The organism is Protofrankia symbiont of Coriaria myrtifolia, from assembly GCF_900634755.1.
GTDB lineage: Bacteria > Actinomycetota > Actinomycetes > Frankiales > Frankiaceae > Protofrankia > Protofrankia coriariae.
Genome location: NZ_CAAAFS010000135.1, coordinates 1,578 through 16,571 on the forward strand (window position 1 = coordinate 1,578; position 14,994 = coordinate 16,571).

Consider the following 14,994-nt stretch of genomic DNA (forward strand, 5'->3'; position numbering starts at 1 on the left):
GGCTGCCCGCGCCGGGACGGCAGGACGATGCTCTCCGGCAGTGTCCGGGAGACGTCGTAGTCGAAGCGGATCGCCAGGTATGGCTCGCTCCGGCTCTCGACCAGAGCATAGGCGGACGCGGCGTCGTCGACGGCGAAACTGTGCGTGACCAGGTCATCGACCTTCAGCCGGCCGGTGGCCAGCAGGTCGACGACGGCCTCCAGGTTGCGGCCCTCTGTCCAGCGGACCTGACCGGCCGGGTAGTCCACCCCCCAGTCCTCGTACGCCCGCTCGTAGCGGCCGGGACCGTACGAGCGGGCGAAGCGCACCGACAGTTCCCGGTCGTAGAAGGGCGTGCGGTCGAGCTCAAGCCCGACGTCCCCGACAACGACCACGGTCGCGCGGTCCCGGCACAGCGCCGGCACCCGGCCGATGAGATCCGACGTCCGGGTGGCGGCACAGACCAGCACGGCGTCCGCGCCCCGCCCACGGGCCCAGCGCAGCACCGCGGCCGTGGCGGCCTCGTCCTGTTCACGCAGAGTGAGGACGCCGGCCCGGTCGGCTGCGGCCAGCGGCAGGTCGGCGACGTCGATACCGGCCACGTCGCATCCGCTGGCCAGTGCGATCCGGGCGGCGAGCTGGCCGACCAGGCCAAGCCCGACGACCACCACCTTGGCGCCCGGCCCGACGTCGGCCAGGCGCAGCCCGTGCAGGGCGATGGAGCCCACCGTCGCGAACGCCGCGTCCGCGGCCGGTACCTCGGCAGGCACCGGCACGCACAGCAGACCGGGCACCGCCTGGACCTCGGCGTGGTTCGCCCAGCCGGCCCCACCGGTGGCGACGAGCTGCCCGGGCACGATGCCGGTCCCGTCGACCATCTCCCCGACGTCCAGCACGGTCCCGGCCGCGCTGTAGCCGAGCGGGATGTCCCCGCCGAGGCGGGCCCGTACCGCGCGGGCGGCCGGGCCGATCCCGTCGACCCGGGCCCGTTGGACCACCTGGCGGACCAGGTCGGGACGGGCCCGGGCCTTGGCCACCAGCCCCGAGCGGGCGAGCGCGGTGACCGCCCGCTCCGTTCCGGGGGAGACGATGCTCGCCGTGGTCCGGACCAGCACCTCGGTCGGGCCGATCCGCGGCGCGGGGACGTCGAGAACCTCGACCGCGCCCCCACTGACCGCCTGCACCACCTGTTTCACGTCCGCTCCACCCTCTTGGCTCCTGCCTGGCCCGGCGCCTCCGGTCGGCCTGCTGCTTCCGGTCGGCCTGGTGCCTCTGACCGGTTTGGTGCCCCTGACCGACCTGATACGTCTGGCCGGCCTGATATGCCTGGTTGGTCCGGTATATCCGGTTGGTCCGCTGTCGTCGGCCGAGCTGGTGGTTGCGGCCGGGCGTCGGCCGGCCGGCCGATCTCGATGTCCGTGTGGATCTCGACGGGCAGCTCGTGATCGACGACGTAGGCGGCGGTGAGCGCCGGCACGGTGTCCTGCCAGCCGAGCGCACGGTGCGTCGGGCGCAGCTCCCAGCGGCCCGTCACGGCGGCGGCCGGGTCGCTCCGCACACGCATGACGATCTCCCCGCTGCCGCTGCCGCTGCCGCTGCCGCTGCCGCTGCCGCTGCCGCTGCCGCTGCCGCTGCCGCTGCCGCTGCCGCTGCCGCTGATCCGGATCGTGTCGAGGCCGTCCACGGTGGCGGTCGCGGTGTGGGCGAGCGGGAAGAGGATCTCGACTCGATGACCCCGCTGCCCGGCTTCCCGCTCGGTCGCCGGGGCGGTGCGCGTCACCCGGTCGGTGAGCGTCACCCGCTCCGGCCGGACCGTGAAGGTGCGTTCGTGCGACGGGCGTCCGGGCAGGTGCCGGTAGCCGTCGTGGGACGCGGTGAGGACCGCCGTGTCGCCGTCCAGCGCCATCCGGGTGATCGCCGGGCGGGCGCGGCGGCCGGCGCGAAAGGCACCCCAGACCTCGGTCGAGTCGGTGCCGTCGACGACCAGGCTCGCGTGCGCCGTGCTCGAGCGTTCGTGGTCGCGGACGGCCCCCGGATCGTAGGTCGAGGTCGCGGTGTCGACGATCAGGGGGACGCCGTCGTACCAGAGCAGGAACGCGAGGGTGTCGGCGTGGGCATGCGCGGGCAGCGTGTCCGGGCATGCCGGCCCGACATCGGCGACGAGGTGGAAGCCGCCCGCCCGTAACACGGCGAGACCGCTGTCGGCGAGCAGCCGCGACCCGGTGCCGACGCCGGCGGTTCCGGCACTGGTGGTTCCGGTGCCGGTGGTTCCGCTGCTGACGAGTCTGCCGCTGACGGGTTCGCGGTCGCCGGACAGCAGGTGGTCCACCGCGTCGGCGGGGACGGGGTAGCCGTCGTTCAGCAGCGGCACCTCCCCGTCCGGGCCGAGTACCGTGCGTAGCCAGTCGCGCATCCGGGCGATCGCGGCCGGCAGATCGTCCGGCACTGCCGCGCCGCTCGCCGCGAGCAGGCGGACCACGTCGTCGAGGTCGGCGAGCACCTGGCAGTGGTAGGCGGGCGCCCGCTCGTAGTGACCGCCGTCGGCCAGCACCTGCCGGCGGACCTCGCCACGCAGCCTCTCGACCCACCGCCGGTGGCCAGCGGCGTCGCCGCCGGCCACCGCCAGCCCGATCAGGGCCTTGAGGTTTTTGACCAGATGGTTGCCACCGACGTCGGTCTCCAGGTGCGCCCGCAGGAAGGCCGCGTGCCGGCCGAGGTCGGCGCGGACGGCCGCCTCGGCCGCACCGCCCCGCGCGAGCGGCTCGAACAGCCCGCACAGCGTCCACGCGCGCAGGGAGGCGACATAGGGCGCCCACGCGGTGCCGGCGCCCGGCGGCACCAGCCTGTGGCCACGGCGTGTAACGAATTGTCCGCCGGGGGTCGCCGTGGCGTCCCGGCTGCTGTCGATCAGCGTGGCGGCCCGCCATGACGTGTACAGCCGGGCGAAGACGGCCCGGGCCTCGTCGCGGTCACCGTGCGCCGTCAGTGTCCAGGCCCAGTCCCAGTAGTGCAGGTGGTAGCGCCACAGCAGCGGCGCGCCGGCCTGCGCCCAGTCGAGTTCGGCCGGGCCGCCGCCTGGCACACGCAGCCGGCGGGTGTGGCCGAGCAGGGTCAGCGTCCCGTCGATCAGTTCGGCCGGGTCCGGCCAGGACGCGGCGAGGCGGCCGTCGAACGGTACGAAGGCGGGCGGCCAGCAGCCGATCTCCGGGGCGGCCAGCCGCAGCAGCCGATCGGTCGTCCAGGGGAAACGCCGGACGAAGGCCCGCTGGCCACGAAGCCGCACCCGGGCGGTGATCTGCCGTGGACGCAGGTGCCGGACGGTCCGCGCGTACCGGCTGGCCCGCGGGTACCGGCCCGGCCGCACACCCGTGGCCGCCGCGGGGGAGGCAGCGGCCAGCGAACCATCTCCGGTGCCGGCACCGGCACCGGCCGGGCTGAGGCTCGGCGCCGGGTGACCGGCGGCGCGGGCCGCGGCCGTGGCCCCACGGCCTGCCGGCGGGCGCGGGCCGGTAACGTCACGCAGGCCTGTCACGTCAGCGGCGCCCTTCGGCCAGCAGCGCCGCCTCAGCCTGGATGCCCCGCGCGAACGGCCGTGGCGCGAAGCCGAGGTCGGCGGCCGCGTCGGTGATCGGGAACGCCTTGTCCTCGGCGAGCCGGGCGATCTGTTCGGCTCGTAGCCGTGGGCGGGCCGCCAGCCGTTCGTATCCGCGGGCCACGGTGAGCGTGGCGCGCAGCGGGAGCGGAACGGTGACGACCCGGCGCCCGACCGCGGCAGCGGCCTCCGCCACGATCGTCCGGAAGGTCAGCGCCTCCGGCCCGGCGAGGTTGTAGACACGGCCGACGCACACCTCCAGCCGGGCCGCGGCCAGCACGGCGGCGGCGAGATCGTCGACGTGGACGGGCTGTTGCAGGCGGCTGCCGCCACCGGGCAGAGGCAGCAGGGGGGAGCGGCGCAGCACGGCCAGCAGGCGAGCCATGTTCCGGTCGTCCAGACCTCCGTAGATCATGGCGGGGCGCAGGATCGTCCAGTCGAGACCGCTGCTGGTGATCGTCTTTTCGGCGTCCGTCCGGATCCGCTTTGTCGCGGCCGGGAGCGTCGTGAAGATCGCGGTCGTGGAGATGAAGATCGCCCGGTGTAGCCCGGTCGCCTCGGCCGCCGACACGATCACGTCCGCGTGCCCGAAGCCGAGGGAGGCGAGGTTGACCAGGACGTCGCCCTTGGCGGCCTGGAACGCGGCGTCCACCGAGGCGGGGTCGTCGAGATCGCCCGCGACAACCTGCGCGCCCGCGCGCTCCAGAGCCTGGGCGGCCGCCGCGCCGCGGGCGAGCCCAACGACGTGATGCCCGTCCCGGACCGCGTCCGCGACCACCCGGCGTCCGAGGAATCCGGTTCCGCCGGTCACCAGCAGCCTCATGCGCGTCCTCGCTGCCCGGGGACGTCGGTCGTGATGTCAGGCGTGACGCCGGTCGTTCCGAAGGTGCTGGTCGTTCCGAAGGTGCCGGGCACGCCGGTTTCGCCGGGTACGCCGGAAGCCTCCGCCGCCTCTGCCGGCCCGCCCGCCGGCAGAGGCGGCAGGGGTATTGACAGGAGCGGTTCGGATACAGGCTGGGATGGTTCGTCTGCTGGCCGGCGCGGCTCGCCAGCCGGCCGGGACGGTCCGGGCGGTCCGGTCGCCGGTCGGGACGGTCCGGGCGGTCCGGCTGCCAGTCGGGGTGGTGGCACCGGTGGCCAGCGCAACTCGGCGGTGTCGTCCACGGGGCATGGACGTTGTCGCGGAACGGCGACCGCACGGCCCGTCACCTCCTCGAGGAGGTGACGGTAGCGGCGGGCGAGCGCCTGGCGGTCGAAACGCGCCACCACACAGGCCCGGCCCTGTGCGCCCATGGCGGCGCGCCGGGCCGGGTCCGCGGCCAGGGCGCGGACCGCCCGGGCCAGCGCCGACGGGTTTTCGGGTGGGACGACGACCCCGCCCGCCTCGGAGAGGATCCGGGCGGCCTCACCGGCGAGCGCGCCGATGACCGGCCGGCCAGCGGCGAGCAGCTCGAACATCTTCGACGGGATGAAGGTGGCGAACAGCGGCACGTCCCGCAGCGGGACCAGGCAGATGTCGGCCGCGGCGACGATGGCGGGCACCTCGTCGCGGTCGACCGCGGGCAGCATGGTGACGTTGGTGAGCCCCAGCTCGGCGACCCGGTCGGCGACCCGTCCGCGATCGGCCCCCTCGCCGACGAGGGCGACGTGCACCGGATCCCGGGCGAGTTCGGCCGCGGCGTCCACCACCGAGACCAGCCCCTGGGAGATGCCGTGGGCGCCGATGTAGAGGACGAGCGTGTCACCGGGGCGCGCGCCGAGCCGGGCACGCAGCGTCCGGGACGCCGGCTCCGCCGAGGGGGAACCGGCGGGGGGCGACGCGGCCGGCGGGCCCAGCGGCTCCGTTCGGGACGCAGGCTTTGCCTCGACCGGCGATTCCGCCGCGACCGGCGGTGCCGGCGGTGCCGGGAGGGCTGGCTGGGTCGGCGGTGATGGCGGGGCCGGCAGAGCCGCCGGTGCGGCCGGGCTGAACCGGCTCAGGTCGGCTCCGTTGTGGATCGTGTGGACCTTGCCGGCGGGAATGCCGCGTCCGACGATGTCGTCCCGGAAGCCGTCGGTCACGGTGACGACGGCGTCGGCGGCCCGGTAGGCGGCCATCTCCAGCCGTTCGAGCGCGGCTATGACCCGGCGGTCGCGCAGCACGCCGAGCTGTACGAAGATCGCCGGCCACAGGTCGCGGACCTCGACCACCAGGCGTGCGCGCCGCAGCCGGGCCAGCAGCCACGCCGAGCCGAGCGGGAAGAAGGTCGGGGACGAGACGACCACCACGTCGGCCGCCCCGGCCGCCCGCCCGCCCAGCAGCACGCTGGTCACCGTGAACGACAGGTGTGACAGGGTCCGGCGGGCGATCCCCTCGTTCGGGGTGGCGTACAGCCAGGTCCGTATCACCCGGTAGCCGTCGCGTCGCTCGATCCGCCGCCACGCGCCGCGGTACTCCGGCGGCACGACGCCGGTGGGGTGGTTGGGCATCCCGGTCAGGACCGTGACGTCGAGGCCGTCCGCAGCCCAGGCCCGGGCCGTCTCGGCGAGGCGGGCCTGCGGGGCGCCCACCTCGGGCGGGAAGTAGTGGGTGATCAGGAGTACGCGCAGCGGCCGGCGGCCCGCGGTATCGGCCGCCACTGTTGGTCCTACCGCTGCTCCTGTTGGTCCTGCTGGTCCGGTCACCGCAGCCACCTCGGCGCTGCGCACGCGATGTGGGCGAAGTTCACGGTTGGCTCCCAGGTGCGAGTGAGTACGAGCTGGCTAGGAGATGGCTACGAGATGGCGTGGAAAACGTGCAGTCGGTACGACAGAGCTTATCGTAGTCGAACAGATACGATCCGTGTATACACGTCCGGCGTGGCGCCGATATGGTCACCTGGAGTAATTACATCTGGTGGGCCGCTGGATCCCGTGGATCCCGTAGGCAGTGGCTCCCGCGGGTAAAGGAACCCCGCGGACAGCGGGGCCGGCCGGCGGTGGATGCGGTGGCCGCCAGCCCGGCCGCCAGCCGATCCGACCGCCAGCCGGTCCGGCGGCCGGTCCGACGCCTCGAACAGGGAGTCCTCTCGTGCATGTCCTCTTCGTTGCCGGTGCCCGGCCCAACTTCATGAAGGTCGCGCCGGTCCTGGCCGCGGCCGTGGAGCGCGGTGCCGCCACCACGCTCGTACACACCGGTCAGCACTACGACGCCGCGATGAGCGGGGTGTTCTTCGACGAGCTCGGCCTGCGGGCCCCCGACCACTTCCTCGACATCGGCTCGGGCAGCCATGCCGGCCAGACCGCCGGGGTCATGACGGCCTTCGAGCCGCTGCTGGCCGCCGTCCGCCCGGACGTCGTCGTGGTGGTCGGCGACGTCAACTCCACGCTCGCCTGCGCGCTGGTCACGGCCAAGTCCGGCATCCCGCTGGCGCACGTCGAGGCCGGGCTGCGCAGCCGGGACTGGTCCATGCCCGAGGAGGTCAACCGGGTGGTGGTCGACCGGGTCTCCGACCTGCTGTTCGTCACCTCGCCGGACGCTGCCGGCAACCTCCGCCGGGAGGGCTACCGACCCGACCAGATACACCTCGTCGGCAACGTCATGGTCGACACCCTGCTGGCGAACATCGAGCGCGCGCGGGCCCGGCCGACTCTGTCCCGGCTCGGGCTGCACGCCGGCGGGTACGGACTGGTGACCCTGCACCGCCCGGCCAACGTCGACGACCCGGACGTCCTGGCGGGGCTGCTCGGCGCGCTCGGGAAAGTCGCCGAGCAGTGTCCCCTGGTGTTCCCCCTGCATCCCCGGACCCGGGCTCGGGTCGAGGGGCGGCTGCCGGCGGGGGTGACCACGCTCCCGCCGGCCGGTTATCTCGACTTCCTCGCCCTGCAGGCCGGCGCCCGGGTCGTCCTGACGGATTCGGGCGGAGTCCAGGAAGAGACAACCGTCCTGGGCGTCCCGTGCCTGACGCTGCGCGACACGACAGAGCGCGCGATTACTGTCACTGAAGGTACCAATCAGGTCATCGGTACCGATCCCGAACGGGTTGTGGCGGTGGCGACCGAGGTGCTCGCCCGCCCCCCGCGGCCACGGCGTCCCGCGCTGTGGGACGGACGCGCCGGTGAGCGGATCGTCGAGATCCTGCTCGCGGGCGACTACGGCGGCCACGGACGCCGGCCGACCGACATCACCGCTCAGACCGCTCGGACCGCTCCGCCGAACGCCGCTCCCGCGACCCCGCGGAGCGTCGCAGCCCGGGGGAGGTGAGCGCCCCGCGCGCCGCGCCCGGGGCGGACCACGCTGTGACCTCTCCAGCAGACCACGCCGTGGGTGTTGCTGGCCGGACTATGTCCGACGGCCGTCGAAACAGCCGTGAAATGCCTACTAGCAGGCTGAACAGCCCTGTTCCGGAAGCTGAAGTTCATCCATACCGGGCGAGTCCGGCGGGTTACTCTCGGACCGCCTGCCAAGAGCACCCAAGTCCGGATTTCAGGGGAATCAATGCCTGTAGACATCAGCGGCCGCGCCGGCCGGGATCCCGCCAGCAGATCATTAGTCCAATGGTGACGCTGTTCGTGCCCGAGCGGTGGACCCGGCACCGGGCCCCGGACGGACGCGCGACGCGGGACCGGCTGTCCCGCCGACCGGTTCGCCCGGTCGCGGATCCGATCGGCCGCCTGGTCGGCCGCGTCACCGATCCGGCGCGGCGGCAGTGGCCGTCCGCGCGCGCCGTCCTGTCATGTCCGCTCCGGCCGCGGGCTGTCGTGGCCACCCTGGTCGGCTGGACAGCGGCCTCGACGTCGCTGGTGTGTTGGACGGCCCTGTATACCGAGGCCGGTCTGTGGATGGTCCTCTCGGCGTGTTCGCTGGTTCTGGTCGTGATCACGGCGACCATGCTGTCGTTGTGCCGTACGCGAGAAAATCGCGGCGGCGAGTTCGCGGGCACCGACGAGCTGACCGGCCTCGCCAATCGGCACGGATTTCTCGGCCAGGCCGCGCGTCTGTTCGAGGAATATTCCAACGGCTGCCCGGCGCGCTGCCGGGACCCGGACCCGGACCCGAACTCGAACCAGGAGCCGGACCGGGAGCAGAAGGACGCGGGACGCCCCGGCCGCGCTTCCGGAGCGTTACTACTGATCAATATTGACCGTTTCCGAGAGATCAACAGCAGTCTCGGCCACGAGCAGGGCGACCGGCTGCTGATCGAGGTGGGCCGGCGGGTCCGCAAACTGGGACGCGCCGGCAACCTGGCGGCAAGGATCGGCGGAGACGAGTTCGCGCTGCTGCTGCGCAACACGGGCGCCGAACGGGCACAGGCCGCGGCGGCCGGCGTTCGCGACGTCCTGCGGGAGCCGTGCACGCTCGCCGGCACGCCGGTACCGGTCGAGGCGAGCATCGGCATCGCGATCGCTCCCGATCACGGCCAGGACGTGCCCGAGCTCCTGCGCAACGCCACCTCCGCCCTGGGCGAGGCGAAGAAGTCGTCCACGGGCCACCGGGTGTACGACTCGAGCTGTGCCCGGCCCGGCCCGGCTGCGGCTGCGCGCCGAACTGCGCACCGCCCTGCGCAACGGGGAGATCGAGCCGTACTACCAGCCCAAGGCCGACCTGCGCACCGGCCGCGTCACCGGGATGGAGACGCTGGTGCGCTGGCGGCATCCCGTCGACGGGATTCGTACGCCCGACACCTTCCTCCCCGACATCCAGGCCGCCGGCCTGATGCCCACCATGACCAGGCAGATCCTCACCAGGGCGCTCACGGACTGCGCACGCTGGCACGCGGCCGGAGCGCGGCTGTCGGTGTCGGTGAACGTGCCCGCGCCCGTGATCGTCGACCCCGGTTTCGTCCCCGGCGTGCACGAAGCCCTCAGCGAGGCGGGTGTCTGCCCGTCCGCGCTCTGCGTGGAGATCACCGAGGACTCCCTGATGACGCAGCGGGAGCGCGCGCAGCACACTCTCGCCCGGCTGCGCGCGCTCGGTGTGCGGGTCAGCCTCGACGACTACGGCAGTGGCTACTGCTCCCTGGCCTACCTGCGGGATCTCCCCGCGGACGAGCTCAAGTTGGACCGTGCCTTCCTGCGGGACGTCGAGCGCAGCCCCGCGGCCGGGGAGATCGTCCGATCGACGCTCGCCCTGGCGCACACCCTGCGCCTGCGGATGGTCGCCGAAGGCGTCGAGACGGCCGGGTCATGGGCGCTGCTGGCGGCCTGGGGATGCGACGAGGCGCAGGGCTACTTCATCTCGCCGCCCATGGCCAGTGAGCGGGTTCTGCCCTGGCTGCGGCAGTGGACCCAGAAGGTCCGCCCACCCCAGCAGGCCCATCCGTCCCGGCCGGCGCCGGTACCGCCGTCCGCGCCACCATCATCGGTGCCGCTGGTGCCATCGTCGCCGGTGGAGCCGGTGCCGTCACAACCGCCGCTGTCGCGAGGGCTGCCGCCGTCGCAACCGCTGTCGTTGCCGCAGACGCAACCGTTACCGATGCCGTCGTCCAGAACACCAGTTATGTAACCACAGGTAACTATGCGGACGACAGTGCCCGTGGGTGGGCGACGGCCGCCGGGGAAGATCGCTGTCTGTTTGTCGTCGGATACGCTTAACGGCCGAAAAAGCGTACTCAACGACCAGTAGGCCCGGATCAGGCCAGATCCGGATCTGGCCTGATCCGGGCCACGCTCGGTATGGACGGTTGCGGACGCCGTCTGTCGCGCTGTCCGCATCATCGGGCGATGCCGCTCGCGGCACGGGCCAGCAGCTCCAGCGGCTGGGCCAGCGCCTCGCCGATCTGTTCGGCGCACATCCGGAACGTCTCGACCGTCGATCCGATCGGGTCGGGGATGTCGTCGTCAGCGGGAGCCGCGGGGCGGCGGAGGCCGCGGCGGGCCAACGCGCGGGAGACAAGGGCCTGGCCACACATCCGGATCGTCTCCGGAGCCGGGGGCAGCGGCTCTCGGCGGAGGGGGTCGGTGGCCGGCTGGGCTCCGCCCAGGTTGCGGGCCCCGCCCGGGTAGGCGGTGTCCGGGCTGATGTCGGCGGGTGTGAGCCCGGCGGTCACCCGGGCGAACTCCCGCAGGGTGAAGGTACGGCTGACGGTCTTCGGCGCGGTCGTCACGACGGCCGCGCGGTGCCCGCGCTCCGCGCACAGCACCAGATCGGCGCTGTCGAGCAGCCCGGCGTGCAGGCGGCGGGTGGTGAAAGCACGCGGGTCGAGACCACGGCAGGCCAGGACGGACGCGGCGTGCGGGTGGATGGGCGTGCCGTCACGTGCGCTGGTACCGGCGCTGGTGACGGTCACCCCGGGTGCGGCGACGGTACCCAGCGCCTCCTGTAACAACGCGGTGGCGAGGTACTGGGCCATCGGCGATCGACACAGGTTCCCCGTGCACACGATCAGGATGTGCCACGACGCCGCGGGGCCGGCGGGCCCACCCGTGCCGGGCGTGCCGGGCGTGCGGGCGGCTGTCATCGCGGCCCGGGGATTCTCGTGATCATTGTGGTTGTTGCCGTCCGGGGCTGTCACACCGCGGGGGTGGTGTTGTGCAGGGCCTCGCCGTGCCCACTCATCTTCGGGTTCGTGGCCCGGTGCCGGCCGGGCGCGGCGGCACCGGCCCGGGGCTGTCGCCGCCTGCCGTCAAGGTAGCGGGGAAGCAGCAGATACATCCGGACGAGCAGGACGGCGGCGATGCCGGCGGCCACCCGCGCCGCCACGTCGGCACTGTAGATCACGATGCCGAGGCCGGCGGTCGCCGCGGTGACCGAGGAGACCGCGAGCGTCGCGCGGGTGTGCGACCATCCCGCTACCGTGAGCAGCTGGTACACGTGGCCGCGGTGCGGCGCGTACCAGAGCTGGCCGGAGCGCACCCGCCGCAGCAGCGTGCAGGAGGTGTCCGCGAGGTAGACCAGCAGCGGGGCGACGACGGCGTCGGGCCGCACACCGTGCGCGACGGCCAGCAGCGCCAGCACGGCGATCAGCGCGCCAAGGGCGTAGCTGCCCACGTCGCCGAGAAAGATCCTGGCCCGCGGGAAGTTGTAGGGGCCGAAGCCGAGCGCGGCCCCGGCCGCCATGGCCCCGCCGTAGGTGAGGAAGTCCAGGCCGCTGCGGTGCCCGATGACGGCGAAGGCCACGCCGGTCAGCAGGGTCTGGGCCGACGAGATTCCGTTGATCCCGTCCATGAAGTTGAAGGCGTTGGTGAAGCCGGCGATCCACACCAGCGCCGCGCAGGCGGCCAGCGGGATGACCGCGACCGGCAGGTCGGGCGGTGCCACGGCGACCCAGGCGACGATCGTCAGCGCCGCCGCGATCATCTGTAGGCCGAGCCGGCGGAGCGCGGCCACGCCGTGGGTGTCCTCGGCGAGGCCGAGCAGGCCGAACAGCGACGCCGCCACCACCACGGTGAACAGCTCGGCGGGGGCGTCCACGGCCGGGTCGATGATGGGTACCAGCATGCCGGCGAACAGGCCGAGGGCGATGGCCACTCCGCCGCCCCGGCAGGTGGGCACCAGGTGTGACGATCGTTCGGTCACGGTGTCCATGACGGCCAGGCGCCGCATGCCCGCGATCACGGCCGGTGTCGTGATCGCGGTGATCAGGAGTGCGATGGCTGCCGAAAGCGCCACGTCGTCCACCGCCTTGGGATGGTCCGGAGGGTCCTTCGCCGCCGCCGGCACGGAAAAATCATGGCCGTGCCGCTGGTGGCCAGCTGGATCCGAGTCTGATCGAAGATCGAAAGATGGCTACATTAAGTAGTAGAGAGACTACTACTAGTGTGGATCGGTGTTCGTCATGTCGCGTCCGACATCGGCATCGGCGCCATGGCGGGATGCTGGCATCGTGACCGCCGGATGTCGGTGTCGCGCCGCTCGTCCACGCGGGGGTCCGTGTCGGATGTCCGTCGGATGCCATCTGGCGGCGGCCTTCAGGTTGTGACGCGACACGGGGCATGCTTCCGCTTTGACCTCGATTCGATATGTCACTCTCTGCTTATGAATCTTTACGGAAAGCTCGTCGTGGTGGGGCAGGGCTACGTGGGTCTGCCCCTGGCCATGCGGGCCGTCGAGGTCGGCTGGTCCGTGGTCGGGATCGAGGTGGACGAAGGGCGGGTCAAACGGCTGAGCAACGGTGAGTCCTACGTGGAGGACATCCCGAGCCTGGTCGTCTCCGAGGCCATCGACAGCGGCCGCTACCGGGCGTCATCGAGCTATCAGGACGCGTCCGAATTCGACGTCGCGGTGGTGACCGTCCCGACCCCGCTGCGTGAGGGCATCCCGGATCTTTCCTACATCGAGAGCTCCGGGCGCAGCCTCGGGCCGTTGCTGCGGCGGGGAGCCACCGTGATCCTGGAGTCCACGACCTATCCCGGCACCACCGACGAGCTGTTCGGGCCGCTGCTGGAGGAGACCTCGGGGCTCGCCGCCGGGGAGTCGTTCTTCCTCGGCTACTCGCCCGAGCGGATAGACCCCGGCAACCCGAGCTGGAACCTGGTCAACACCCCGAAGGTGATCTCCGGCATCGACGAGCGGTCCCTGCGAGCCGTGCGGGCGTTCTACGACTCGATCGTCGAGACGACCGTGCCGGTGGCCTCGGTCCGCACCGCCGAGCTGACCAAACTGCTGGAGAACACCTTCCGCCACGTCAACATCGCCCTGGTGAACGAGCTGGCGATGTTCGCCCACGAGCTCGGGGTCGACGTGTGGGAGGCGATCGAGGCGGCGTCCACCAAGCCGTTCGGCTTCCTGCGTTTCACCCCCGGCCCCGGGGTCGGCGGGCACTGCCTGCCCATCGACCCCTCCTACCTGTCGTGGCGGGTACGGCGCAGCCTCGGGCGCAGCTTCCGTTTCGTCGAGCTCGCCAACGACGTCAACGACCACATGCCCGACCATGTCGTGCGCCGGGTTCTGGAGATGCTCAACCGCCGGCGCAGCGCGGTCAACGGCAGCCGCATCCTGCTGCTCGGGCTGGCCTACAAGAAGAACACCGGTGACGTCCGGGAGTCCTCCGCGGTGCGGGTCGCCGCGCTGCTCGCCGGGCTCGGCGCGGACGTGCGGGCCGCGGACCCGCATGTCGACGCCTCCTGCCTGCCGTCGGGTGTCGCCCTGGTCGAGGCGGACGCCGAGGAGGTCGCCGCCGCCGACCTCGTGATCGTCCTGGTCGACCACGACGCGTTCTCCCGGGAGCTGGTGGCCCGCCGCGCCCGCGCCGTCCTCGACACCCGCTGCTGGCTGCCCACCCAGCGCTCGGGACACCACGACGCCGCGCCGCCCATAGCAGCCGAGATCGAACTCCTCTGACACCAGCCCAACGGCCGCGCCAGCCCACCAACGGACAGCCACGGCAATCTACAGCCAGGTGGATGATGGCCGAGCGGCGCTCGGTGAGTGGCGCGTACAGGTGTAACAGCTATGCGCTGGATGCGGACCGAGCAGAACCCGGAGCGCCGGTCAGGTAGCCATACGTATCCGTTACGAACGGCGTGGCCAGCGTGGCCGGCCAGGGAGCGGGGACCACGCCGGCGAGCACATGCCCATGCTGGTGCGGGAGGCGGGCCGTATGTTCCCGGGGGCTCTTCCCGCGCTGGACACGTGGACCGCCCCCTGGTCGTCCCGGCCATCGGCCCGCGCCCCGGCGGCCGACGCCTCGACCGCCGGGGCGCGGGCCGACGGGGCCGACGCGTCGCGGGCCGCGCGGCCGGCGGCTGGCCCGGTAGCGGACCTGCTCGTCGCCCATCCGGCCACCACCGACGCGGTGGCGGCGCTGCTCAGCCTCGCCCCGGCCTGGCCCGCGACTGCCACGCAGGGCCAGCCCACGCCCACCGGCCGAGGCGACGACGAGATCAGCTGGGACGAGATCGCTCGGCTGCTCGACCGTCATCCGGCGACAGCGACCGCGGTCACCGGCCTGCTTGAGCACTGACCGCAGGCCTGGCCTGGCCAGAACAGGCCCGGCCAGGCCGGCTGTCGGCGCGGCCTGGCCAGCGTCCTCGAGCCGGGGCCGACACGGTCGCCCTGGTCGAGCCGCGCTGTGAAGGCCGCGCGTACCTGTGGGACACCGTGGCCCGGCTACCGCATGGCCCGGCTATCGCCGTCAGAGTCCGCCCTGCGATCGTAGCCAAAGGTAGTATGTCGATTCCTGTAGGTTAATTTTGCTGCTGGACGTGGATGTGGGTCGGTGCGCAGCCGGTCCGTTCCGAGGCGCGGGACCCGAGGTGGAGGTGCGGGGCAGCCGTCGAGGGCCAGAAGATCACTCGTGTTCGCGTGCCTGGAAGCCCAGGAGAGGCCTGAAGAGGTGCTGGCCGAAGGGTGAGTGGCCGTGGTCGTTCCGTCCGCATGGAGATCGTGAACGCTTGGAAGCATAAAGAGGGAAGCAGGGAGGGCGGTATGGGGGTCGTCGTCGCGACGGACGTACGGTTGCGCCGGCCACCGGAGGGCGGCGTCGGGATGGGTGGTCATGCCGGGGTGGGTGGTTCCGTCGGGG

Annotated in this window: 10 protein-coding genes and 1 pseudogene; 5 read left to right on the forward strand and 6 right to left on the reverse strand. The window is 72.6% G+C overall.

What is annotated here, in order from left to right; all coding sequences use genetic code 11:
- From CM1CMNOD_RS07620 to CM1CMNOD_RS07635, 4 genes are all read right to left on the reverse strand, one after another.
- Nucleotides 1–1,175: zinc-dependent alcohol dehydrogenase (locus tag CM1CMNOD_RS07620; RefSeq protein WP_131773920.1), on the reverse strand; the 1,175-nt coding region annotated here is incomplete at its 3' end.
- Entirely contained in the window at nucleotides 1,172–3,511 is a 2,340-nt protein-coding gene (locus CM1CMNOD_RS07625; RefSeq protein WP_242625444.1) for a heparinase II/III family protein, read from the reverse strand. The genes CM1CMNOD_RS07620 and CM1CMNOD_RS07625, both read right to left, overlap by 4 nt.
- 1 nt (nucleotide 3,512) lies before the next feature.
- Complete coding sequence (locus CM1CMNOD_RS07630) at nucleotides 3,513–4,394, reverse strand: SDR family oxidoreductase (protein WP_013873093.1); 882 nt, start codon at nucleotides 4,392–4,394, stop codon at nucleotides 3,513–3,515.
- Nucleotides 4,391–6,190 (reverse strand): glycosyltransferase family 4 protein, encoded by a 1,800-nt coding sequence (locus CM1CMNOD_RS07635; RefSeq protein WP_013873094.1) that lies wholly within the window; start codon nucleotides 6,188–6,190, stop codon nucleotides 4,391–4,393. Before CM1CMNOD_RS07635 ends, CM1CMNOD_RS07630 begins: the two co-directional genes overlap by 4 nt.
- 430 nt (nucleotides 6,191–6,620) lie before the next feature.
- Here CM1CMNOD_RS07635 and wecB point away from each other — a divergent pair, with 430 nt between their 5' ends.
- The 3 genes and pseudogenes from wecB (at nucleotide 6,621) to CM1CMNOD_RS22905 (ending at nucleotide 10,034) form a co-directional block, all read left to right on the forward strand.
- Nucleotides 6,621–7,793, forward strand: coding sequence for a non-hydrolyzing UDP-N-acetylglucosamine 2-epimerase (gene wecB / locus CM1CMNOD_RS07640; RefSeq protein WP_013873095.1), 1,173 nt, complete (start codon nucleotides 6,621–6,623; stop codon nucleotides 7,791–7,793).
- A 626-nt stretch (nucleotides 7,794–8,419) separates the two neighbouring features.
- A pseudogene (locus CM1CMNOD_RS22900) lies at nucleotides 8,420–8,959 on the forward strand (GGDEF domain-containing protein); the annotation flags it as partial.
- Nucleotides 8,960–9,041: 82 nt separating this feature from the next.
- Entirely contained in the window at nucleotides 9,042–10,034 is a 993-nt protein-coding gene (locus CM1CMNOD_RS22905) for a putative bifunctional diguanylate cyclase/phosphodiesterase (RefSeq protein ID WP_050803411.1), read from the forward strand.
- A 208-nt stretch (nucleotides 10,035–10,242) separates the two neighbouring features.
- Here the strand turns inward: CM1CMNOD_RS22905 and CM1CMNOD_RS07650 are convergent, their stop codons facing one another.
- Nucleotides 10,243–11,043, reverse strand: coding sequence for a low molecular weight phosphatase family protein (locus CM1CMNOD_RS07650; RefSeq protein WP_013873096.1), 801 nt, complete (start codon nucleotides 11,041–11,043; stop codon nucleotides 10,243–10,245).
- On the reverse strand, nucleotides 11,040–12,191 hold the full coding sequence (locus CM1CMNOD_RS07655; RefSeq protein ID WP_013873097.1) for a glycosyl transferase: 1,152 nt from the start codon (nucleotides 12,189–12,191) through the stop codon (nucleotides 11,040–11,042). Before CM1CMNOD_RS07655 ends, CM1CMNOD_RS07650 begins: the two co-directional genes overlap by 4 nt.
- 315 nt (nucleotides 12,192–12,506) lie before the next feature.
- Between CM1CMNOD_RS07655 and CM1CMNOD_RS07660 the strand changes: the two genes are divergently transcribed.
- Nucleotides 12,507–13,811 carry a nucleotide sugar dehydrogenase gene (locus CM1CMNOD_RS07660; protein ID WP_013873098.1) on the forward strand — a complete coding sequence of 435 codons (1,305 nt, stop codon included), beginning with the start codon at nucleotides 12,507–12,509 and terminating at the stop codon, nucleotides 13,809–13,811.
- 235 nt (nucleotides 13,812–14,046) lie between these two features.
- Nucleotides 14,047–14,433 (forward strand): hypothetical protein, encoded by a 387-nt coding sequence (locus CM1CMNOD_RS07665; protein ID WP_013873099.1) that lies wholly within the window; start codon nucleotides 14,047–14,049, stop codon nucleotides 14,431–14,433.
- Nucleotides 14,434–14,994: the final 561 nt, after the last annotated feature.